The sequence below is a fragment of the Klebsiella sp. X13 genome (genome assembly GCF_003323835.1).
GTDB lineage: Bacteria > Pseudomonadota > Gammaproteobacteria > Enterobacterales > Enterobacteriaceae > Klebsiella > Klebsiella ornithinolytica.
The window spans coordinates 2,780,883-2,803,665 of record NZ_CP030874.1; the positions used below are offsets into that span (position 1 = coordinate 2,780,883).

General features: G+C 57.7%; 21 protein-coding genes. 14 read left to right on the forward strand and 7 right to left on the reverse strand.

The genetic code is table 11. From position 1 onward, the window contains the following. Positions 1 to 107: 107 nt before the first annotated feature. Positions 108 to 992 (reverse strand): LysR family transcriptional regulator, encoded by an 885-nt coding sequence (locus tag DSD31_RS13255; protein WP_004861781.1) that lies wholly within the window; start codon positions 990 to 992, stop codon positions 108 to 110. Between the two features lie 113 nt (positions 993 to 1,105). Between DSD31_RS13255 and DSD31_RS13260 the strand changes: the two genes are divergently transcribed. The 5 genes from DSD31_RS13260 (at position 1,106) to DSD31_RS13280 (ending at position 7,339) form a co-directional block, all read left to right on the forward strand. After that, complete coding sequence (locus DSD31_RS13260; protein ID WP_004861778.1) at positions 1,106 to 1,957, forward strand: Vmh family MBL fold metallo-hydrolase; 852 nt, start codon at positions 1,106 to 1,108, stop codon at positions 1,955 to 1,957. 157 nt (positions 1,958 to 2,114) lie between these two features. Next, positions 2,115 to 2,255, forward strand: a complete 141-nt coding sequence (sra, locus tag DSD31_RS13265) for a stationary-phase-induced ribosome-associated protein (protein WP_004861775.1) — start codon at positions 2,115 to 2,117, stop codon at positions 2,253 to 2,255. Between the two features lie 172 nt (positions 2,256 to 2,427). Continuing rightward, entirely contained in the window at positions 2,428 to 4,125 is a 1,698-nt protein-coding gene (locus DSD31_RS13270; protein ID WP_004861771.1) for an NAD-dependent malic enzyme, read from the forward strand. 256 nt (positions 4,126 to 4,381) lie between these two features. Next, positions 4,382 to 4,864, forward strand: a complete 483-nt coding sequence (locus DSD31_RS13275) for a M15 family metallopeptidase domain-containing protein (RefSeq protein WP_200859304.1) — start codon at positions 4,382 to 4,384, stop codon at positions 4,862 to 4,864. Positions 4,865 to 5,626: 762 nt separating this feature from the next. Further along, on the forward strand, positions 5,627 to 7,339 hold the full coding sequence (locus DSD31_RS13280; RefSeq protein ID WP_015584379.1) for an ABC-F family ATP-binding cassette domain-containing protein: 1,713 nt from the start codon (positions 5,627 to 5,629) through the stop codon (positions 7,337 to 7,339). 65 nt (positions 7,340 to 7,404) lie between these two features. Here DSD31_RS13280 and DSD31_RS13285 read toward each other — a convergent pair whose 3' ends face one another. Both DSD31_RS13285 and DSD31_RS13290 read right to left on the reverse strand, forming a co-directional pair. Beyond that, complete coding sequence (locus tag DSD31_RS13285; protein ID WP_015584380.1) at positions 7,405 to 8,382, reverse strand: bifunctional helix-turn-helix transcriptional regulator/GNAT family N-acetyltransferase; 978 nt, start codon at positions 8,380 to 8,382, stop codon at positions 7,405 to 7,407. A 201-nt stretch (positions 8,383 to 8,583) separates the two neighbouring features. After that, complete coding sequence (locus DSD31_RS13290) at positions 8,584 to 9,183, reverse strand: inorganic diphosphatase (protein ID WP_004861761.1); 600 nt, start codon at positions 9,181 to 9,183, stop codon at positions 8,584 to 8,586. Between the two features lie 255 nt (positions 9,184 to 9,438). Between DSD31_RS13290 and adhP the strand changes: the two genes are divergently transcribed. The 7 genes from adhP to DSD31_RS13325 all read left to right on the forward strand — a co-directional run bounded on the left by adhP (position 9,439) and on the right by DSD31_RS13325 (position 17,770). Beyond that, positions 9,439 to 10,449, forward strand: a complete 1,011-nt coding sequence (gene adhP / locus DSD31_RS13295) for an alcohol dehydrogenase AdhP (protein WP_004861757.1) — start codon at positions 9,439 to 9,441, stop codon at positions 10,447 to 10,449. A 205-nt stretch (positions 10,450 to 10,654) separates the two neighbouring features. Further along, positions 10,655 to 12,277: a TIGR04028 family ABC transporter substrate-binding protein gene (locus DSD31_RS13300; protein ID WP_004861755.1), complete on the forward strand. Its 1,623-nt coding sequence runs from the start codon at positions 10,655 to 10,657 to the stop codon at positions 12,275 to 12,277. A 10-nt stretch (positions 12,278 to 12,287) separates the two neighbouring features. After that, positions 12,288 to 13,232 carry an ABC transporter permease gene (locus DSD31_RS13305; protein ID WP_004861753.1) on the forward strand — a complete coding sequence of 315 codons (945 nt, stop codon included), beginning with the start codon at positions 12,288 to 12,290 and terminating at the stop codon, positions 13,230 to 13,232. Further along, a complete protein-coding gene (locus DSD31_RS13310; protein WP_004861751.1) occupies positions 13,229 to 14,080 on the forward strand; it encodes an ABC transporter permease in 852 nt (283 codons plus the stop codon). The genes DSD31_RS13305 and DSD31_RS13310 overlap by 4 nt, the downstream gene beginning before the upstream one ends. Then, positions 14,077 to 15,681, forward strand: a complete 1,605-nt coding sequence (locus tag DSD31_RS13315; RefSeq protein ID WP_004861748.1) for a dipeptide ABC transporter ATP-binding protein — start codon at positions 14,077 to 14,079, stop codon at positions 15,679 to 15,681. Before DSD31_RS13310 ends, DSD31_RS13315 begins: the two co-directional genes overlap by 4 nt. Then, positions 15,678 to 16,667: a putative FMN-dependent luciferase-like monooxygenase gene (locus DSD31_RS13320; RefSeq protein WP_015584382.1), complete on the forward strand. Its 990-nt coding sequence runs from the start codon at positions 15,678 to 15,680 to the stop codon at positions 16,665 to 16,667. The genes DSD31_RS13315 and DSD31_RS13320 overlap by 4 nt, the downstream gene beginning before the upstream one ends. 8 nt (positions 16,668 to 16,675) lie before the next feature. Continuing rightward, positions 16,676 to 17,770 (forward strand): alkylhydroperoxidase domain protein, encoded by a 1,095-nt coding sequence (locus DSD31_RS13325; RefSeq protein WP_113991104.1) that lies wholly within the window; start codon positions 16,676 to 16,678, stop codon positions 17,768 to 17,770. Here the strand turns inward: DSD31_RS13325 and araJ are convergent. Together araJ and DSD31_RS13335 are read right to left on the reverse strand one after the other, a co-directional pair. Beyond that, complete coding sequence (gene araJ / locus DSD31_RS13330) at positions 17,767 to 18,936, reverse strand: MFS transporter AraJ (RefSeq protein WP_004861738.1); 1,170 nt, start codon at positions 18,934 to 18,936, stop codon at positions 17,767 to 17,769. The genes DSD31_RS13325 and araJ overlap by 4 nt on opposite strands. Positions 18,937 to 19,153: 217 nt before the next feature. After that, positions 19,154 to 19,486, reverse strand: coding sequence for a hypothetical protein (locus DSD31_RS13335; protein ID WP_004861735.1), 333 nt, complete (start codon positions 19,484 to 19,486; stop codon positions 19,154 to 19,156). 300 nt (positions 19,487 to 19,786) lie between these two features. Between DSD31_RS13335 and ppk2 the strand changes: the two genes are divergently transcribed. Both ppk2 and DSD31_RS13345 read left to right on the forward strand, forming a co-directional pair. Beyond that, positions 19,787 to 20,605 carry a polyphosphate kinase 2 gene (ppk2, locus tag DSD31_RS13340; protein WP_004861730.1) on the forward strand — a complete coding sequence of 273 codons (819 nt, stop codon included), beginning with the start codon at positions 19,787 to 19,789 and terminating at the stop codon, positions 20,603 to 20,605. Between the two features lie 158 nt (positions 20,606 to 20,763). After that, positions 20,764 to 21,195 (forward strand): VOC family protein, encoded by a 432-nt coding sequence (locus DSD31_RS13345; RefSeq protein WP_004861729.1) that lies wholly within the window; start codon positions 20,764 to 20,766, stop codon positions 21,193 to 21,195. 36 nt (positions 21,196 to 21,231) lie between these two features. Here the strand turns inward: DSD31_RS13345 and fdnI are convergent, their stop codons facing one another. Next, on the reverse strand, positions 21,232 to 21,900 hold the full coding sequence (gene fdnI, locus DSD31_RS13350) for a formate dehydrogenase-N subunit gamma (RefSeq protein ID WP_004861726.1): 669 nt from the start codon (positions 21,898 to 21,900) through the stop codon (positions 21,232 to 21,234). Further along, positions 21,893 to 22,777, reverse strand: a complete 885-nt coding sequence (fdxH, locus tag DSD31_RS13355) for a formate dehydrogenase subunit beta (RefSeq protein ID WP_015584385.1) — start codon at positions 22,775 to 22,777, stop codon at positions 21,893 to 21,895. Before fdxH ends, fdnI begins: the two co-directional genes overlap by 8 nt. Positions 22,778 to 22,783 lie beyond the last annotated feature (6 nt).

Consider the following 22,783-nt stretch of genomic DNA (forward strand, 5'->3'; position numbering starts at 1 on the left):
AAGAGACAGACGTGCGGACGCCACCCGGTAGCAGGTAGCGAGGTGAGTGATGGCAGGAGCACGCGCGCCCGCAAGGCGCGACGCAGGATCGGCGGTACGAAAGCGCGCTAGCTAAGCTGCGCCAGCTGCTGTTGGATCTCATCGAGGAACAGCGGTAGCGCGCTGGGTTGATAGTCGCGCGATAAATAGATGCCGTAGACGCTGAGTGCTTTCGGCGTCCAGCCCGGCAACACCGGCTTCAGCGCCCCGCTGTTGAGCGCGCGCTGCGCTTCCAGTTCCGGCAGCATCGCGATACCGCATCCGGCTACCGCCGCTTCGAGTAGTAATGAGGAGATCCCGGCGCTGAGGTTTCCGGAAACCGTCACCGAGACCTCCTCGCCCTGCGAGTCGGTAAGCTGCCAGCTCGGCGCGACAAAATGGCTGTAGTGCAGACAGTTATGTTCGCTAAGCTCCGCCGGCGTCTGCGGCTGGCCATGTAACTGCAGCCAGCGCGGCGATGCGCACAGGACCGAACGACAGACCCCCAGCCGACGGGCAATCGCTCCTGGCTCCGGGTTATCGGTGATGCGAATCGCCACGTCGATGCGCTCTCCGATCAGACTCACCGGATGATTATTGATATCCAGTTCGAGACGCAGCTGGGGATAACGGGCGAGAAAATCGGGTAACAGCGGTGAAATCAGCTGCATAGCCGTAAAGTGAGCGCAGGCGACGCGAAGCGTGCCGCTGGGCACCGCCCGCTCGGTCTGCCCGGCAATTTCATCCGACAGTTGCGTCAGGCTGCGGGTTTTTTGCAGCACCTTCTCCCCGGCCGCGGTTAAGGTTAATTTGCGCGTCGAACGGTGGATCAGGCGGGTACCCGCCCAGTGTTCCATCTGCTCCAGATAGCGACTGACCATCGGACGCGACATCCCCAGCGCACGGGCCGCGGCGCTCAGGCTCCCCAGTTCGCAGATCCGCATGTAGACCTGCGCGGCAATAATTCTGTCCATCTTTCACTTCCATCTGCACGTTTTATGAAACTCAGCATCTCTTTTTTCAGGAATTTTCGCAAATCAGGAAATCCGTAAAATAGCGTTATTCAACAGACACAGAGAAAACCAACATGAAATTATCCGCCCTTGCCGTTGCCACCGCGCTGTTCAGCTCCGCTGCGTTTGCCGCACCTTTAACATTGCAGACCTATAACCCGCAGGATAAAGGTATCTTCGCCGTGAACTCGACGCTGGCTTCCGGCCCGCATGAAGCGGTGCTGTTTGATGCGCAATTTAGCGTGAAAGATGGCGAAAAGCTGGTCGATATGATCCGCAAAAGCGGTAAGAAACTGAGCCGCATTGTCATTACCTCCGGCGATCCGGATTTCTATTTCGGCCTCGAGCCGCTGGTGAAGGCTTTCCCGGACGCAAAAGTTGTCGCCACGGCCGAGGTGGTCAAGCACATCGAAGCAACCCAGGCCGCGAAGCTGGCATTCTGGGGCCCGCAGATGAAAGATGGCGCACCGAAGCAGCTTTATACGCCGCAGGTGATTGCGGCCAACACCTTTACCATTGACGGCGAAAAAGTTGAAATTCGTCAGCCGCAACACTACGCGGCGTTCGTCTGGATCCCGGCGAACAAAGCCATCCTCGGCGGTACCGGTGTCGCCTGGGGTATGCACGTATGGACGGCCGATACCCAGAGCGCCGAAAGCCGCTTGCAGTGGCGCAAAACGCTCGACGATATGGCTGCACTCCATCCGCAGCAGGTCATTCCTGGCCACTATCTTGGCACACCGCCGGCCGGGGATCGCGCGATCGCCTTTACCCGCGACTATCTGCAGCAGTTTGAGCAGGCGCTGAAAACGCACAAAGATTCCGCCGGGGTGATCGCCGAGATGAAACAGCGCTGGCCGGAGCTGGCGGAAGTCAGTTCGCTGGAGCTGAGTGCGAAAGTGAACACCGGCGAGATGAAGTGGTAAACGCAGACTATTCCTGATTCCGGGTGATAAAGTTGCCAGGGGCGGAAAAATAGACCACGATAGATAGACGGTCGCACTAGCGCGCCGTTCTTAGGGTTACATTTCGTCCGGCCACGCCGGGCTTGTCCTTGAAACAGAACTGGATTAAGGAGTAAGAATGAAATCGAACCACCAGGCACGTCATCTTCTCGGTCTGAACTATAAACTGTCCCAGCAGAAAAAAGTGGTGCTGGACGGCGATGTGGAAACGACAATTAACCACGCTCATGCCACCGGCCGTAAGCGCCGCGCGGGTTAATTTCTCAGCTGAATGATGATAAAAACACCGTCCTTTCGTCAGGATGGTGTTTTTTTAATACAATTTCCCCTCTTTGATAACATCTGCTCTATACTGCTCCCGCTGCATTCCCTGCCAGCCCGCACGCTTATCGCCGCGCACGGTCTGAAGTGAACATCAAGGAGTTAGTGCGATGCAATTCACCCATAAGAAAAACCGTTCCCTGTATATCCCCTACGCTGGCCCCGTTCTGCTCGAATTTCCCCTTCTCAACAAAGGTAGCGCCTTCAGCATGGAAGAGCGCAGCAGCTTTAACCTGCTCGGCCTGCTGCCAGAAGTTGTTGAAACAATTGAGGAACAAGCTGAACGCGCATGGATCCAGTACCAGGGATTTAAAACTGAGATCGACAAGCATATTTACCTGCGCAACATTCAGGACACCAACGAAACCCTCTTTTATCGCCTGATTGGCAACCATCTCGATGAGATGATGCCGGTCATCTATACGCCGACCGTCGGCGCCGCCTGCGAGCGCTTCTCTGAGATCTACCGTCGTTCGCGCGGTGTTTTTATCTCCTATCAGAACCGGCACAACCTCGACGATATCCTGCAAAACGTCCCGAACCACAACGTCAAAGTGATCGTCGTCACCGACGGGGAACGCATTCTGGGTCTCGGCGACCAGGGCATCGGCGGTATGGGGATCCCGATCGGCAAACTCTCGCTGTACACCACCTGCGGCGGTATCAGCCCGGCCTACACGCTGCCGATTGTGCTGGACGTGGGGACGAACAATCAGCAGCTGCTCGACGATCCGCTGTATATGGGCTGGCGCCATCCGCGTATTACCGACGATGAGTATTATCAGTTTGTCGATGACGTTATCCAGGCCATTAAGCACCGCTGGCCGGACGTTCTGCTGCAGTTTGAAGACTTCGCGCAGAAAAACGCTATGCCGCTGCTCAACCGCTATCGCAATGAGATTTGCTCATTCAATGATGATATCCAGGGCACCGCCTCGGTGACCGTCGGCACGCTGATTGCAGCCAGCCGCGGTGCGGGCAGCCAGCTGAGCGAACAGAAAATCGTCTTCCTCGGCGCCGGCTCTGCCGGTTGCGGGATTGCCGAACAGATTATCGCCCAGATCCAACGCGAAGGATTAAGCGAAGAAGAAGCGCGTCAGCGCGTGTTCATGGTTGACCGTTTCGGCCTGCTGACTGACGCCATGCCGAACCTGCTGCCGTTCCAGAACAAACTGGTGCAGAAGCGTGAAAATCTGCAGCAGTGGGATACCACCAACGAAGTGCTCTCCCTGCTTGACGTTGTGCGCAATGTGAAACCGAATATCCTGATCGGTGTCTCCGGCCAGCCGGGTCTGTTCACCGAAGAGATTATTCGCGAGATGCATAAGCACTGCCCGCGTCCAATCGTAATGCCGCTGTCGAACCCGACCTCTCGGGTGGAAGCCACGCCGCAGAACATCCTCAGCTGGACCGACGGCGAAGCGCTGGTTGCCACCGGCAGCCCGTTCGCGCCGGTCACGCTGAAAGGTAAGCAGTACGTTATTGCCCAGTGCAACAACTCCTATATCTTCCCCGGTATCGGTCTTGGCGTCATCGCCTCAGGGGCATCGCGAGTCACCGATGAGATGCTGATGGCGGCCAGTGAGACGCTGGCGAAGCACTCGCCGCTGGTCAACAACGGCGAAGGCCCGGTGCTGCCGGAACTGAAAGATATCCAGACCGTCTCGCGCGCGATCGCTTTCGCGGTCGGTAAAGTCGCTCAGGAACAGGGCGTGGCGGTGAAAACCTCCGCCGAGGCGCTGTTGCAGGCGATCAGCGATAACTTCTGGTTGCCGGAGTATCGCAACTACCGCCGGACCTCGATTTAACCGGTATTCAATGGGCCTGAATCTCAGGCCCGGCTTAGTATCAGAGCAGCATATCATGCTATGCTGCTCGCCTCAGGGTAAATTAGTATTTTATATATTCATAAAAGTATAGTTATTTATTCATATCAATAGTTATGTTTTAGTTTTATAAAAGTATAAATGATTTTGTTTGTCGGGATATTGTAAAAAATAACATCTTTAATCTATTCTATCAGTGTCATCTTCGAAACGTTAGCAGGCACCGTTCGGAGGAATAATGAATAAGTATCTTGAACTGATAGATAAACCCCAAGCTAATAGTGTAAATGTTGGCCTTAGCTCACCGAAACTATCAACTTTGATAAGTCTTTTTGGAGAACCGAGAGATAATTACACAGGTGATTGCCAGCCTGTTACTGGCCCCTTTAAAAATAGAATTATTACGCAGTCAGTAGGTCCATTTAAGTGTACGGGCATGGATGTGGTACTAAAGTCATTGACCGATATTTTAGATTCGGTAAAAAATGAAATACCCGATCTTTATGCAATACTAGGTACGGCTGGAATGTTATGTGCCCGTAAAGTTAAAATTAAGCGGAAAGATGGCACTCTTCACCTTGGTGACAATCCTTCTAATCATTCCTGGGGTTTAGCAATAGATATCAAATTATCAGGTGTACTTGATAAACAAAGTGATGATAAGTGTTTCCGTGGCCTTCTAATCCTCTCAAAATATTTTAATGCCGGAGGATGGTATTAGGGAGTAAGTTTTCCAAATGAAGATGCAATGCATTTTGAGGTGGCCGAGTCGACATTAATAAAATGGCGAAATGAAAATTTAATCTAATCTCCACATAAAACATTGAGATTTAAAATTTAATAAAAAAAACCAAATCGCATTCGAGTTTTATTTCTAATTGCAAAATAATAAACTCAATGAACATACCAGGTTAACGCTATCATATTACAGAAGAGTTTCAACTCGAATTGTATTGAGCGGTTGACAGAACGAAAGCGCATACGTTCGGCTGTTCAGGATGCTAAATTACCATTAACTTACCCAGAGTAAAGAAGATGTCACGTCAATGATAGAACACTTGAGTTTAAATAAAATTTTCATAAAAATTAACAATGTAACATATTAAATTATTTATATTCCCTGATATTATTACAATTACCGCTCATTATTTATGAATGTCAAATCTACATGTCATGTGCAATTAAATAAAACAGTACCTTAAATTTCATTTAACTAGCCAAAACGTCTTTCTTCATCTACACTGCCTTCACCTGTCAACTCACTGAATGAAAAAGGAGGACCCCATGCTGTTATGTGAAATATCTATGTTTTCACTGACATTTGGTAATCGTCACTGCTCAAGCGTTATCGGTATCGTGCTGCGATAACTTCAGCTTGAGCGAAGACACCCCAGACTAATTCCCTTCCCTCGGGCTTACCGGGTTATCGTCAGCGATGTTTGACGAGGCGTTTTTACGCCTGTAACTCTTGAGTAAGTTCACTATGAGTACATTATTTAGCGCGCAATCTCTGCATGTTGAAACGGCATTCGGGCCGCTTTTCACCGACCTCTCCTTTACCCTGAAAAAAGGCGACCGCATCGGTCTGATCGGCCATAACGGCTGCGGCAAAAGTACCCTGCTGCAGGTGCTGGACGGCACGCTGACGCCCGCTGCCGGCAGCGTGGCGCTGGCGCACCATTGCCTGATGGCGCGGGTTGAACAGCACCTGCCGGATGCCCTGCTGCAACAATCGCTCATTGAGGTGGTTCTGGCGCGGCTTCCCGCCAGCGGGCGTGAACAACAGCGCTGGCAGGCAGAACGTCTGCTGGCAGAAATGGGCTTTACGACGGTGGCGTTCACCCAGCGAGCGGCAACGCTAAGCGGCGGGCAACATACCCGACTGCTGTTGGCCAGAACGTTAATTCAGCAGCCGGATCTCCTGCTGCTTGACGAACCCGGCAACCATCTCGATCTGCCGACCCTGCTGTGGCTGGAAAGCTTCTTGCAAACCTGGCAGGGGAGCTTCGTGCTGGTGTCCCATGACCCCCTCTTACTGGATGCTGTAACTAATGCCAGTTGGATCCTGCGCGACAGAACCCTGCACGCCTTCTCTCTTCCCTGTAGCGCGGCGCGTCAGGCGCTGGCGGAACGGGACGAAAGCGATGCCCTGCGTCATAAAGCCGAGCAGCGAGAAATCGACCGCGTCACCACCAGCGCCAAACGGCTGGCAACCTGGGGACAGGTGTACGACAACGAAGATCTCTCGCGCAAAGCCAAACAGATGGAGAAACAGGTCGCGCGCCTGAAGGAGAGTCAAACCGAGCTGACCGCCGGCACGCCGTGGCGGCTGGCGCTGAACGGTGACGCCCTGCGGGCCGATCGTTTACTCGAAATTGAACAGCTGCCGGTGCCCCCGGCTCCGGGATTACCGGCCCTGTTCACCGCCGGGCTGGCGCGTCTGCGCAGCGGCGACCGGGTGGCGATTATGGGGCGCAACGGCGGCGGGAAATCGTCGTTGCTGCGCCTGCTGTGGCGGCAGATGCAGCAGGCGGCGCCGGATGTCGGCCTGCGTCTGCATCCACGATTACATCCGGGCTACTACGACCAGTCGCTGCATCAGCTGGCGGATAATGCCACGCTGCTGGAGGCGCTGGAGCGCTTCGAACCCGCCGGTGAACGCCGTAAGCGGGCGCTGATTTCCGCCGGTTTCAGCTGGAGCCGCCACGGGCAAAAGGTCAGCACCCTCAGCGGGGGCGAACGTTCCCGCTTGCTGTTTGTCGGGCTGTCGCTGGCGAGCTATAGCCTGCTTCTGCTGGATGAGCCCACCAACCATCTGGATATGGAAGGCAAAGAGGCGCTGGCTGCCTCGCTGCGCGAGTATTCCGGCGGTCTGCTGCTGGTCAGTCATGACCGTCAGTTGATAAGCCAGAGTTGTAACCGCTTCTGGCTGATTGATGATAACGGGCTGAGCGAGTGGCATAGCGCCGACGACGTTTACACCCGCCTGCGCGGCGGGGCGCCCCTGCCCGGGAGGCCCGCCGACGCGGATGCGACGACCACCGTCTCCGAAGACCATGACGCCCTGCTGGAACGGCTGATCGATCTGGAACAACGGCTGGCGGATGATGTATCGCGTAAACCTAAGCACCAGAAACCCCACCTGCAGGCGCAGTGGCGCGAGGAGATCGCGGCCATTACCGCCAGACTGAGTTAAAGGAGACTGAATCCCCGGCTAAGGTGGAGACAGCTTAGCCGGGTGTACGCGGTCAAGGACGGTGGCTACGCCGACGCTGCATCCGCCGGGTATCGGCTGAACTGCTGTTCGGTCATCATCATCCCCCACTGATCGCCCTGCCACTCTTTATGTAGCGTAAAGCCGAATGATTCATACAGCGCGCGCGCGGCGTCAAGCCCGCTGAAGGTCCACAGCTGAACGGCTGAAAACGCGCGACGGTCGCAAAAAGCCATCGCCTCGGCCAACAGACGTCGGCCAACGCCGCTGCCCCGACAGCTGTCGTCGAGAATAAACCAACGTAGATGCGCTTCGTTATTGCCCAGATCTTCACCATCGATGGCCACGGAGCCGACGATTTTGCCCTCCAGCACGGCCAGCCAGATCTGATTGCACTCTGCGTCAAGTCGGGCAGAAAACTCTGCCAGCCCGCTGGCGACCTTACCTTCGAAAAAGTGGCCGAACCCGTGGTGCCGGGCATAATATTCGCCGTGCATCTGCGCAATGCGGCCAATCATACCCGGCCGGTATCCGCGCACAATCGTCACGTTGTTTGCCGCAGCGGGCCTTGGTACGTCGCGGCATTTCGCCAGCGCCTGCGCGTACGCGGTCAGCCCCAGCGCCACGTTTTGCTGTTGTCCGGCGTCGAGATGCGTAAGCGCATCAATGACCCGCATCGCCCCGTAATCGTTAATCCGTCCGACCGTCCCTCGTCCCTGTTCCGTCAGTTCGAGTTGCTTGAAGCGGGCATCTTCGCCGTCGGGTTTTTCCTGCAGCTCGCCGGCGGCCAGCAGACGGGACAACATCCGACTGACGCTTGATTTCTCCAGGCCGAGGATCTGAACCAGCTGCGCGGCGGTCATCGCCCCGTGTGCGGAAATTTCCAGCAGCGTATGCACGGCGGAGGGTGAATAGTCGGTGGCTGCCAGCGTAGAATTCATGAAGCCGAGTTCACGAACCATCAGGCGGGAAGAGCGGCGTATTTCAGTGATGAGCGATTGGTTAATAAGCGATGGATGCGTCATGGCGATGGGTGCAGGCGAGTTAATAGTTGCACAATACAACCATTATTGCGTTCTCCCTGTCAATCCACGCCGCCATTCGGCCCGCGCACACGAACGGTATTTTCTTCCGACTCATCGGCTCTTTGTCAGGATTAAACACGGTCGCAACGGGTCATTGCCCGGCTAAAAAAGTACAGGCACCGTGCGGTGCCTGTTTTTATCTTATTGTGGATTTTTGGCTTTCCACGCATCCCATGCCTGCTTAATCTCTTGTTTTGCCGCAGCGGCATCGTTAAAGCCGTTCAGCTCCACCTTTTTACGCCCGTCAGGCAGTTGCTTATAGACGCGGAAAAAGGCCTGCAGCCGCTCCTGCTCAATGGCAGGCAGGTCGCTGATATTCTTGATGTCATCATAGGTCGGATCGATTTTGCTCGCCGGCACGGCAATAATCTTATCGTCCTTTTCCCCACCATCGATCATCTTCAGGACGCCGATTGCCCGCAGCTTAATCAGCGTCCCCGGCGCCATCGGTGCACGCGTGTAGAACACCACGTCCAGCGGATCGCCGTCTCCCGCCAGCGACTGGGTCAGTGAACCGTAGTTAGCCGGATAGGCGACCGGCATCGACTGGAAACGATCGGCTATAATAAATCCCGTCTTCGCGTCGGTCTCATATTTGATGATACCGCCCGTCGGAATTTCCGTGACCGCGTAAAACTCTTCCGGGTTGTTCTCCGGCTGCGGAAAGTCCAGTACGTTGTGGGCCTGAGCGGCGGCAGACAGGAACAGCGATGCGGCGAGGATAGTTTTTACCAGATGCATTGTAGTATCACTCTGTTGTTATAAGAAATTTGCCTGTAACAGCCTGCCGCTTAGCCATGAACAGAATATGACGACCTCATTGCATAATTATTAACAGCCAAAATTCACACATATGCTCGAATTTTGCGCTATTAGTGTTGCTCTAGACCACATATTTCACTAGCTCCCTTGCATTCCTGACTATAAGGGTTAATCCTTAATGAGTATTATTTAAGAGTAAACACCCATTTTTTCTTCAAAATTCAAGGAGTAAACATGAAGGCAGCCGTTGTTACCCACGATCATCAGGTTGATGTGACGGAAAAAACACTGCGTCCCCTGCAACATGGAGAGGCGTTGTTGAAAATGGAGTGCTGTGGCGTATGCCATACCGACCTGCACGTGAAAAACGGCGATTTTGGCGATAAAACCGGCGTGATTCTGGGCCATGAAGGCGTGGGCGTTGTACAGCAGGTTGGTCCGGGCGTCACCTCCCTGAAACCGGGCGACCGCGCCAGCGTGGCGTGGTTCTTCGAAGGCTGTGGGCACTGCGATTACTGTAACAGCGGCAACGAAACGCTCTGCCGTTCGGTAAAAAATGCCGGTTACAGCGTAGACGGCGGCATGGCTGAAGAGTGCATCGTCACCGCTAACTATGCGGTCAAAGTGCCGGACGGCCTCGACTCTGCTGCCGCCAGCAGCATCACCTGCGCGGGTGTTACCACCTATAAAGCGGTGAAAGTTTCCCATATTAAACCGGGCCAATGGATTGCCATCTACGGTCTTGGTGGCCTCGGCAACCTGGCGCTGCAATATGCGAAAAACGTGTTCAATGCCAAAGTCATCGCCATCGACGTTAACGATGCGCAGCTGGCGCTGGCGGCCGAGATGGGCGCAGATCTGACCATTAACTCCCGCAATGAAGATGCGGCGAAGGTGATTCAGGAAAAAACCGGCGGCGCTCACGCGGCCGTCGTCACCGCTGTCGCCAAAGCGGCGTTTAACTCCGCCGTTGACGCCGTTCGCGCCGGAGGCCGCGTGGTGGCCGTTGGCCTGCCTCCGGAAGCCATGAGCCTTGATATTCCCCGTCTGGTACTGGATGGTATCGAAGTGGTGGGCTCGCTGGTCGGCACCCGTCAGGATCTGACCGAAGCCTTCCAGTTCGCGGCCGAAGGGAAAGTCGTTCCTAAAGTGACGCTGCGTCCGCTGGGCGACATCAACGCCATCTTTAAAGAGATGGAACAGGGGCAAATTCGCGGCCGTATGGTTATCGATTTCCGCCGCTAAGCCTCGCGCCTCTCCCGCTCAGGGAGAGGCCGTTTCATGACGCTGGCCATCCGGCATGAACGCATTCCTCCGGCTGTTACCCACATAGAATATTTCCCCGACGCGGTAAATGCCTTTTCCGCAAATGCTTAGCGCAATTCGTTGGTTCCTTTGTTTATATCCGCGCCCGATGATGGCAACACAATAGATAACAAAGGAATTCACCATGCAAAGCCGTTTTCGTCTGCCCGCGTTGGCAGCCCTCTTTTTATCCGGCGCTTTTTCCGCCTGGGCCGCCGATACGCCGGTCAAAGGCGGGACATTAATCTATCTGGAGCAGCAGCCGCACACCAATCTCTATCCACCGGCCGGAGGCTTCTATCCCAACGGCGGCATTCTCAATCAGATAACCGATAAGCTCACCTGGCAAAACCCGAAGACGCTGGCGGTTGAACCGTGGATTGCCGAGAGCTGGGTCACGAACGCCGACAAAACCGAATACACCTTTACGCTGCGTCCGGGCATCACCTTCTCCGACGGTACCCCGCTGGATGCCAACGCGGTGGCCAAAAATTTTGATACCTACGGTCTCGGCAATAAAGCCCACCGGCTGCCGGTCTCTGAAGTGATCAACAACTACGACCATAGCGAAGTCATCAATCCGCTAACGGTGAAGTTTTACTTCAAAAAACCGTCGCCAGGATTCCTGCAGGGTACCGCCACCATTGGCTCCGGGCTGGTCTCTCTCAGCACCTTGCAGCGTAATTTCGACGAGCTCGGCGACGCGCGCAATATTATCGGCTCCGGACCCTTTATCGTTAAAGATGAAAAGCCGGGTCGCGAGCTGACGCTGGTCGCCCGTAAGGATTACCAGTGGGGGCCGAAAAACCTGGCTCAACAGGGGCCGGCCAACCTCGACGGCATTACCTTTATCGTCACCCCGGAAGACAGCGTGCGTATCGGGGCGTTACTGGCGGGTCAGGCCGACTTTATCCGCCAGGTCCAGGCCTACGATGAAAAGCAGGCGACCGACCAGGGATTCAGGATTTATGCCGCCCCCACCCGCGGCGTCAATGACAGCCTGAGTTTCCGCCCGGATAACCCGCTGGTGTCCGACCTGCGCGTCCGCCAGGCGCTGCTGCATGCCACCAATGCAAAACAGGTGGTTGATACGCTGTTCTCCGCCAACTACCCGCAGGCGACCTCGGCTATCGCCAGCACGGCGGCAGGGTATGTCAATCTGAGCGACAAGCTGACCTTCGATCAGGCCAAAGCCAGACAGTTGCTCGATGAAGCCGGATGGCAACCGGCCGCCGACGGGATCAGAGAGAAAGATGGCCAGCGCCTGGCGCTGACGGTCTATGAATCGCTGCCGCAGCCGCAAAACAAAGAGGTGCTCCAGCTGATCGCCCAGCAGTGGCGCCAGGTGGGGGCGGCGCTGAGCGTAAAAGCGGGCGATGCCGGTAGCCGGGTAATTGATAACCTCGATCCGCTGAAGACCCCGCTGACCGTTTCAGAAGTGGGTCGCGCCGACCCGGACGTGGTGAAAAGCATGTTCTTCCCGACCAACCGCGATGCCCTGCTGCAACAAGGCGGTTCCAGCGACAAAGTGCAGCACTTCCGCGACGATAAGCTTAACGATCTGCTGACCGCGATTTCCGCCGAAGTCGATGCGCAAAAACGCCTGCAGCTGACCGGGGATGCCCAGCGCTATCTGCTGGATAACGCCTACGTGATCCCGATATTTGAAGAGCCGCAGGTCTTTGCCGGCGCGCCGTGGGTGAAGGGGGTGAGTTTTGAAGCCGTTGGTCGTCCGTCGTTCTACGGCAGCTGGCTGGAAAAGCACTGAGGAGCATGGGATGAGCCATAACCTTCTGCGACGTCTGGGCCAGAGTTTACTGGTGCTGTGGGCGGCCTTCACCCTCTCCTTCGTGCTGCTGCAGGTGCTGCCGGGAGACGCGGTACTGATCAAGTTCCAGAATCCGGATCTGGGTCTCAGTCCGGCGCAAATCGCCGATATGCGTATCGCCTACGGCGCCGACAGCCCAATCTGGACGCAGTATTTCCACACCTTAGCGGCGATGCTGCAGGGGGATTTTGGCTACTCGTTACAGGCGGGTATTGCGGTCAGTACGCTGCTGGCCAGCAACCTGCCGGATACGCTCAGCCTCGCGATCCCGGCGTTTATACTGGCTATCGTGCTGGCCTTTAGCCTGGCCTTCGCCTCACGCCTGCCGGGGCTGCGCTGGCTGAGCAATACATTACAATCTTTGCCGGTGCTGTTTATCTCGCTGCCGACCTTCTGGCTGGGCATTGCGCTGATTCAACTCTTCTCCTTCCAGCTGCGTTGGATCCCGGTGATCAACCCCGGCCCGCTACAGGGCCTGATACTGCCGATCATTGCCGTCGCGGTGCCCATTTCCGCCCCGCTGGCGCAGATCCTGATGCGCAGCATGGACCAGGTGGCCGCCCTGCCGTTTGTCGCCGTCGCCCGCGCCAAAGGGATGAGTGAAACCGGCGTCCTGTGGCGACACGTTACCGGCAACGCCCTGCTACCGGCGCTGAATATCGCCGGGCTGCTGCTGGGGGAGTTGATCGCCGGCGCATTGATTACCGAAACCGTCTTCGGCCGCGGCGGTCTGGGTCAACTGACCCAGCAGGCGGTCAACAATCAGGATATTGCCGTCTTACAGGCGGTGGTGATGATCTCCGCCCTCGCGTTTGTGTTGATTAACCTGCTGGTGGATCTGCTGATGCCGCTGTTCGATCCCCGCCTGAAAACAGTGACCGGAGGAGTGGTATGAGCCTCGTTGATTACGCTACCGCCGCCCGCCGGCGGGCGCCCGGCCGTCGACCGCTGCGTTTCCAGCCGGGGCTATGGCTCGCCTGGAGCATCATGATCGCCGCGCTGTTGATGGCGCTCGCCCCGCAGCTGTTCAGCGGCTATAACCCGCTTGAAGGGACCTCCGGCGCGCAGCGTCTGGCGCCGCAGGTCGGCCACTGGCTGGGAACCGACCAGCTGGGACGCGATCTGTGGACGCGGATCGTCTATGGCGCGGTCCACTCTCTTTCCGCCGCGCTGGCGGCCGTCGCTATCGGGCTGCTGGTCGGCACCGCGCTCGGTACGCTGGCCGGAGCCGTTGCCGGACGCGTCGAGTCGCTGGTGATGCGGCTGGTTGACGTCCTGCTGGCCATCCCGTCGCTGCTGCTGTCATTAACGGTGATTATCCTGCTTGGCTTCGGCACGCTGAACGCCGCGGTTGCCGTGGGCGTTGCCGCCATTGCCAGTTTTGCCCGCCTGGCGCGAGCGGAAGTAGTCCGCGTGCGGCACAGCGACTACGTCGAAGCGGCCTTTGGCAGCGGCGGCACTTTCTTCGCCGTCTTCTGGCGGCATATTTTACCTAATTCCCTCACCGCCGTACTGGCCTTCGCCACGCTGCAGTTTGGCCAGGCGATTCTCGCCCTCTCCACCCTGAGCTTTCTCGGCTACGGGACCCCGCCGCCGGTGCCGGAATGGGGGCTGCTGATTGCCGAAGGCCGTAACTATCTCTCAACCGCCTGGTGGCTGACCACCTTTCCCGGCGTGGCGGTCGTCGCGGTGGTGCTGGCGGCCAACCGCATCAGCCGTCAATTTAGCGGAGAGCGCTCATGAACGTATTACGCGTGGAAAACCTGCGCATCAGCTACCGCTCGCAGCACCGCTGGCAGGAAGTGGTGCATAACGTCAGTTTCAGCCTGCAACGCGGTGAAATGCTGGCATTTGTCGGGGAGTCGGGTTCCGGCAAAACCACCACCGCCCAGGCCATTATCGGCCTGCTGGCGAACAATGCCCGACGCGACAGTGGACGAGTGGAGATCAATGGCGAGGATATCAGCGGCTGGTCGGGGAAACGACTTGATAGTCTGCGCGGTACGCGCATCAGTCTGGTCCCGCAGGACCCGGGCAACTCCCTGAACCCGGTACAAACGATCGGCGCGCAGGTTGGCGAAATTCTGCGTCTGCACCAGAAAGAGCCCGCCGCCGTACGTAAGCAGCAGGTGCTGGCCCTGCTGAGCAAAGTTGGCCTCAGCCACCCCGAACAGCGTTTTCATCAGTATCCGCATCAGCTCTCCGGCGGCATGAAGCAGCGGGTGTTAATTGCGATCGCCATTGCCCTGAAGCCGGACTTGATCATTGCCGACGAGCCAACCAGCGCCCTCGATGTCACCGTACAAAAACGTATTCTCGACCTCCTCGATACCCTGCGCCGGGAGTCCGGGACGGCGGTACTGCTCGTCACCCACGATCTGGCGCTGGCGGCGCAGCGTGCCGACCGGCTGCTGGTTTTTCGCCACGGAGAAATTCAGGAACAGGGCATTACGGCGGATGTTATCCGCGCACCGCAACACGCCTACACTCGCCAGCTGTTGAGCGATCTGCAGGGAATCCAGCCGACAATAGGGGCAGCGCAGCGCCGCCATCCGGCGACGGCCGCTATCCGGGTCGCGGATATCAGTAAACGTTTTTCGCTGGGCGACGCCGGGCTGCAGGCGCTTGACGCCGTCAGCTTTGAGGTGAAACGCGGTACAACCCATGCGTTAGTGGGTGAATCAGGTTCGGGCAAAACCACGCTGGCGCGGATTCTGCTCGGATTTGAACAGGCCGATCGCGGCCACATCGCCATCGATGGTATCGATGCCGGTCATTTAAGTCGCGAGGCGCAGCGTCAGCTGCGGCGTAAAATTCAGTTCGTCTACCAGAACCCGTTCGCCTCGCTCGACCCGCGTCAGACCCTGTTTGAGATTATCGAAGAGCCGCTGAAAAATTTCGAACCGCTGAGCCCGGCCATCCGTCGTGCCCGGGTCGAGGCGGTTGCCGCCCGGGTCGCACTGGCGCCGGAGCTGCTGACGCGGACCGCCCGCGAGCTTTCCGGCGGCCAGCGCCAGCGGGTCGCCATTGCCCGGGCGCTGGTGCTGGAGCCGACGATTCTGGTCCTCGACGAAGCGACTTCCGCGCTGGATGTCACGGTGCAGGCGCAGATTCTGGCCCTGCTTCAGCAGCTCCAGCAACAGCTGGGGCTGACCTATCTGTTTATCACCCACGACCTGGCGACGGTGCGTCGCATCGCGCAGAGCGTCACGGTACTGCGCGCCGGTCAGGTTGTGGAATACGGCGAGGTCAACCGCCTGTTTAGCCAGCCGCAGCACGACTATACCCGTGAACTCATCGCCGCTATTCCCCACCTGTCCACTCTGAGCAAGGAGATCGCATGACGCGTAAACGCCTGGGTTTTTTCACCCGCCTGCTGGACTCTGCCCCTGCGCAAGAGCGCTACCGGCTGGCAACCGAACAGATTCGCCACGCCGAACGTCTCGGCTTTGACAGCGCGTGGATTGCCCAGCATCACTTCCACGAGCATGAAGGCGGCCTGCCTTCGCCGCTGGTCTTTCTCGCCCACGTAGCGGCACAGACCGAACATATTCGCCTCGGTACCGCCATTATTACGCTGCCGATGGAGAACGCACTGCGGGTCGCCGAAGACGCGGCGGTGCTGGATCTCCTGGCCAACGGGCGTCTTGAAGTCGGCTTTGGCTCCGGCGGTACGCCCACTTCATTTCTGCCGTTTGGCTTAACCAGCGAACAGCGGGGCGCCGCCTTTGCCGATAATCTGCATCTGATCCACAGCGCCTGGCGCGGTGATTCACTGGCCCATCCAGAAAACCATCTCTACCCGCCGGCGCCGCAGCTGGCTGAACGGATCTGGATAGCGACGTTTTCAATTGACGGTGCCATTCGCGCCGGTCAGGCCGGTCACGGCCTGATGCTCTCCCGCACGCAGCCGCGCCCGCCCGGGCAGCCATATTTAGCGCTTGATGCCATCCAGAATCCGCTGATCGATGCCTACCTCGCGGCGCTGCCCGCCGGCAAAGCGCCAAGGATCCTCGCCTCGCGCACCGCCTTTATTGCCGACAGCCAGGAGTACGCTCTGCAGGTTGCAGCACCCGGATTACGCCAGCAGGCGGCGGCGCATCGCGCCGCCGGGCATGAAATAATCGGTGACACTGTCACCGACCATCTGTCGCAACTGGATGCCCACGTCGGGGATGTCGAACATGTACAGGCGTCTCTGGCGCGGGACAGCGTGCTGGCCCGCGTCACCGATATTTCGTTCCAGGTCCACTCCGTTGAGCCCGCGCACCGTGACACGCTGCGTTCCCTTGAGCTGATCGCTCAGCATATCGCCCCGCAACTAAGGTAGGAGTCACCATGACACTGAGTCAGGATATTTTGGCAGAGCTGGCAGAGATTTCCCCGGGTTCCCCGTTAGCCGAGGCCCGGGCCGTGCGCGACGCAGCGACCCGCCATGCGCAGGGCAGCTATGAGGTGCTGTTCAGCCAGCAGGATGAGGATTTTCCACCCGATGAGCGTTTTGCCGTCGCCGCCAAAGTGGCGAAACTGCATCAGGCCGATGCGCTGGCCGCCCACTATGCCGGTTTTGGCCTCGCCGACCCGACCTCCGCGCGGCTGACACCGGCGCTGGCGTTTGCCCGCCTGTTAACCTTCAGCCCGGTGGAAGCCACGCCTGCGGCGCTGCAGGCGCTTACCCGCGCCGGCTGGACCCCGCGGGGGATAGTCACCCTCGCCCAGCAGATCGCCTTCGTCAGCTTCCAGAGCCGGTTGCTCAATGGTCTGCGGTTATTGAACGGCAAACCCTTTGCCAGCGCCGATACGCCGGTGGCGGCCGGTTTCTGGCATACCACCCGGCAAACGGTCAGCGGTAGGCCCGCCCCGGGACATTTCACCCGAGATGAGCTCAACTGGGAGCCCTGGCTTGAGGCCAAACCGCTGGAAGCCTTCAACGACGACGAACGGGCGATTCTGGCGAAATTTGGCCATACGGATTCCCCCTACTTCCGGCTGCTGGCGCGCAATCAGCCGGTGCTGGAGCAGCGTACGCTGACCGACAAAGGCATCTTCTACACCCCAGGCGGTCTGCCGCGTGCGGAACGGGAGTTGGCCGCCACGGTCGCCAGTAAAGTTAACGGCTGTATTTATTGCGCATCGGTCCATGCCCGCAAGGCGGCGCAGCTGGCAAAAGATGAGAGTGCGATAGAAACGCTGCTGGCGGTGACGCCGGGGGAAACATTGAGCGACGGCCAGTCGCCGCGCTGGCGGGCGGAAATAGACTTTGCCGCCGCCCTTTCCGTCACGCCGCCAGCCCTGACCACAGCGCATCTTCATGGCCTTGAAGAACAGGGGCTGGACACGCTGGCCCAGCTCGATTTACTGCAATCGGCGGCCTTTTTCGCATGGGCTAACCGCCTGATGTTGACCCTTGGCGAACCGTGGGAAACCGATTAATTCACCGCGCCCGCCGCGATGCGGTTTCGCTGGCCGCGGGCGTAAATCAACAGGGATGTCATGGCCAGGAAGGAGAGTAACGCCGCCGGGAGCGCAATCGCATTCCAGCCAAAGCCCGAGGTAATCATCATCCCGCCGCAAAATGCGCCGATCGCGCTGCCGAGGTTGAAGGCTATCTGCCCGCCGGCCGCCCCCAGCATCTCTCCGCCCCGCGCATTCTGTAGCAATAAGATTTGCAGCGGCGCCGCCAGCGCAAAGAGTCCGGCACAGCACAAAAATGCCAGCAGCAGCGATGCCGTTTTATGGTCGCCAAAGAGAAAGATCAGCAGCATCACCACCACAATGGCGCCGTCGGTGGCGGCCGCAATGCGCAGCGGGCTGTAGCGAGCGGAGATTTTCCCGCTCAGCAGATTACCGATAACCATCCCCAGCCCTACCAGCATCATGATGGCGATCATCGCGCTTTCGGAAAATCCGGAGACATGGATCATAAAGGGTTTGATGTAGCTGAACCACGTAAACACCCCGGCGTTGCCAAACAGGGTCGCGGCAAAAATAAGCCACGGCGCAGGCGACGATAAGAAGTGAAACTGCTCCCGCAGCCGCGATGTGGATCGATCAAAGACGGTCGGTACCCACCAGAGAATCGACATCAGCACCGCCACGTTGAAGACGGCAATGCCCAGAAAGGTATAGCGCCAGCTGAACTGATGCCCAAGCCATGTCCCGGCGGGGACGCCGACCAGGTTAGCCACCGTCATCCCGGCAATCATTCCCGCCACCGCAGCGGTCACTTTACCCGGCGGCGCCACCTTCGACAGAATAATCGCCCCGACGCCGAAAAAGGCGCCATGCGGGAAGCCGGACACCAGCCGCCCTGTCGCCAGCATGAAATAGCTGGAAGAAAAGGTAAACAAGGTATTCCCGACAATACAGAGCGCCGCGAGAAACAGCATCACCGACTTTAATGAAAAGCGGCTGGAAAACAGCGCCATCACCGGCGCGCCAATCACCACCCCGAAGGCATACCAGGCGATCATGTTGCCGGCGACAGGAATGGAGACCCCGACATCGTGAGCAATTTCCGGCAACACACCCATAATGCCAAATTCCGCCATGCCCAGGCCAAACGTACCCAGCGCGAGCGAAAAAATCGTCTTTTTCATTCAGTTAATCACGTAGTTTGGATTTTCGGCCGGCATTATTGACCACTCAGGATCGGCAAACCAGACAAAAACGTCCGCTGACCCGTTTGTCCATAAAATAGCGCGATCCCTGCATGTGAGTCTGGGGGCGGGAGAGATGAATCAGAGAGGATGGCCGGCGCGTCGGCGTGACGCAGAGGCAGTCAGCCGTATCGCAGCGCAATACGGCTGGAGAGCGTTAGTGGGTCGCTTTCCCGATCATGCCGCCGGCCCCGGCGCCCAGCGCCGCGCCCTGCAGCACGCTGTTGCCGGAAACGGCTGCGGCGCCCGCTCCGACTGCGGCGCCGATGGCCCCGCCGGTACGTGCGGCTTTGCCTTTGTCGCCGTGTTCAGTCATGGCGCCGATACCGCCACCGACGACCGCGCCTTGTACCGTAGAGCGCACGCTTTTTCCGCTTAGCGCCCCCACGGCGGCCCCCGCCACGGCGCCACCGGCCGTTTTATCCATCGCGCTGACGGAAAAGGTCAGTGCGCATCCCAAAAAAATGGCTATACCGTTCGCTGTTTTCATCGGTCAATTCCTTTTTAGTTCGCTCCCGAAGGCGTTAACGCCAGCCCTACGGGCAATCCTCAGGAGCCAGACCTGGCGGTCTGATGGCAAAGAGTCGGCAAACGGTATGCGCTCGCTGGCGGAATGAAAAGAGAAAACTTGTCCAAATCTGGACAAGTTTCATGCCTTCTGCCGCGTGACGCCTTGCCGCTTTCAGCCGTTAACCCGCGGAATTGTCATAATGTCCGCCACTCTGGCCCGGGGTGATTACACTTTACGGTACACGGGTCCCATTTCCCCTCTCAGAACGGAGCGATAGCCATGGGAAACAACAAGAAGGCCAAGGGTGTAGCGGGTTCGACCAAAATGAAGCCGCTTGGCGACAAAGAGTATGAAAAAGCGCTGCGCAAGCTCCACGTTGAGCTGGTTAAATTGCAGCAGTGGGTGGTCAGTCAGGGACTGAAGGTCTGCATTGTCTTTGAAGGCCGCGATGGCGCCGGTAAAGGTGGCACCATCAAAGCGATCACCGAGCGGGTCAGCCCGCGTGTGTTCCGGGTGATCGCCCTGCCGGCACCAACCGACAAGGAGAAGACCCAGCTCTATTTTCAACGCTATATCCCGCATCTGCCGGCCGCCGGAGAAATCGTCATTTTCGACCGCAGCTGGTATAACCGGGCCGGCGTTGAACGGGTGATGGGATTTTGCAGCGCCGACGAAGTGGAAAAATTCCTTGCAGGCGCGCCGCTGGTAGAGCGGTCGATGGTGGAGTCCGGCATCATCCTGCTCAAATACTGGCTCGAGGTGACGCCGGAAGAGCAGGAACGTCGGCTGCGCGACCGCATTGATGACGGGCGAAAAATCTGGAAATTATCACCGATGGATATCAAGTCATTTAACCGCTGGGATGAGTACACGCAGGCCAGGGATGCGATGTTTGCCGCCACCGACACCTCCTGGGCGCCGTGGTTTGTCGCCCGTTCGGAAGAGAAGAAGCGCGTGCGCCTGAATATCATTACGCATCTGCTGTCGCAGATCCCCTATAAGAGCGTCCATACCGAACCGGTCAAATTACCCAAACGTAAAATTGGCAAAGTGAAAACGGCCGATTACCCTTTCCGTTTTATTGCCGAGCGTTTCTGAGCCCGGACTCCGCCTTGTCCGCCTCGGCCCTTCGGTACCGTGGCGGGCAAAGCCCCCCTTTTCTGGGGAGCTCAAATCGACAAATCCGCCGTTTACCTCAAGTTAACTTCAGGTATTACCCTTAACGCATCCTCGTCAGACCACAATAAGGACATGATATGCATGAGATTGACAGCGGTTTTACCCACGTCGCCTTTATGGTGCGGGATCTCGACAGGAGCATCGATTTTTATACCCGTTATACCGCCATGCAGGTGATTCACCGGCGCTCGCCGAATCTTCCCTCCGCACGCCACGTGGCGTGGTTAAGCGATCGTACCCGCTTATTCGCCCTGGTGCTGGTGCAGGCGGACGAGCCGACCGATACCCCGCTGGGGCCGTTTGGTCATTTAGGTGTCGCCTGCGCGACCAAAGCGGAGATCGACGTGAAAACCGCGATGGCGCGGCGGGAGGGCGTGCTGAGAAAGGAGCCGGAGCAACTTGGGGAACCGGTGGGCTATTACGTTTTTTTCCGCGACCCGGATGGCAATACGCTGGAACTCTCTTACGGCCAGCGCGTTGGGCTGGAAGTCCTGCGTAGCGAGAGCTGAAAGCACATGGCGCGACCGGGTCGCGCCATGAATCGGTCAGGAACGGCGGGACGAGATGCCTTCCGAACTCTCTTTTTTCGCTTCCAGGCGCTCAACCTCGCGATACCAGCGCGGGTGGTGTTTCTTCGCCCAGCGACGGCTGACTTTCCCTTCGACCATCCCCTTAATCGACCCTTTCACCCAGAATGCCATATACATATGGATCAGGATGGCGTGAATCAAAATAATCGCCGAGGTGGCGTGAATCAGCAGGCTGTAGCGAATGACCTGGATCGGGAAGAAAGGGGCAAACCAGGGACGCCAGATGATCACCCCGGTCACCAGCAGCACGAAAATCATGCTCATGATGGTCCAGAACATCATCTTCTGCCCGGCATTATATTTGCCGACGCGGGCCACTTTATGCTCATTGCCCTTCAGCACTTCAACAATGCCCTTCAGCCACGGGATGTCCTGCTTGTCCGGAATGTTATGGTGGACAAAGCGTACAAACATAAACATCAGCGCAATGAAGATAGCCACGCCGAAGAAGGGATGCAAAATGCGCCCCATCTGCGGCGTACCGAAGGTTTCCGTCAGCCACTGCAGCGTCGGGAAAAAGAACGAGATCCCGGAGAGCGCCACCAGAAAGAAGCAGATAACCACCGTCCAGTGACAGGCGCGATCGATAAACTTTGTGCGCACAATCATTTTCGATTTATTCATCATGCTCCTCCTCGTCGTCATCCACTTCCTTGTTCGGCCCGATGCCGATGTAGTGATAAATCAACCCGGCAAAGGTAGCGATAAAACCGGCCGCTGACAGCGGTTTCAGCGCCCCTTTCCACAGATTAATACTGGTATCAATCTGCGGCTCTTTCGGCAAATTGTGGTACAGCTCAGGCTGGTCAGCATGGTGCAGGACGTACATCACGTGGGTACCGCCCACCCCCTGCGGGTTGTATACCCCGGCCTGTGAATAGCCGCGCGCTTTCAGCTTGTTGACCCGCTCCTGCGCGACCTCCAGCATCTCCTTCTTGCTGCCAAAATGGATGGCGCCGGTCGGGCAGGTTTTCACGCACGCCGGTTCCTGACCGACGCTAACGCGATCCACGCAGAGGGTACATTTATAGACCCGGTTATCCTCTTTATTGAGACGCGGGACATTAAACGGACAGCCGGCAATGCAGTAGCCGCAGCCGATGCAGTTCTCCTGCTGAAAATCGACGATGCCGTTGGCGTACTGAATAATCGCGCCGGCGGAAGGACAGGCTTTCAGACAGCCTGGCTCCTCGCAGTGCATGCAGCCATCTTTACGGATCAGCCACTCCAGCTTGCCGTTCTGCTCGGTTTCGCTAAAGCGCATCACCGTCCAGGATTTTGCGCTCAGGTCCGCCGGGTTATCGTACACCCCGACGCAATGCCCCACCTCGTCGCGGATATCGTTCCACTCGGAACAGGCCACCTGGCAGGCTTTGCAGCCCACGCAGGAGGAGACATCAATTAGCTTAGCCACTTCCGCCTTGTAGTCCCGCGCACGCGGCGCGGGGGTTATCGGGTTGGTTGCGGAGCGCTTAATAATGTCTTGTGTTTCCATCGCCATTGAATC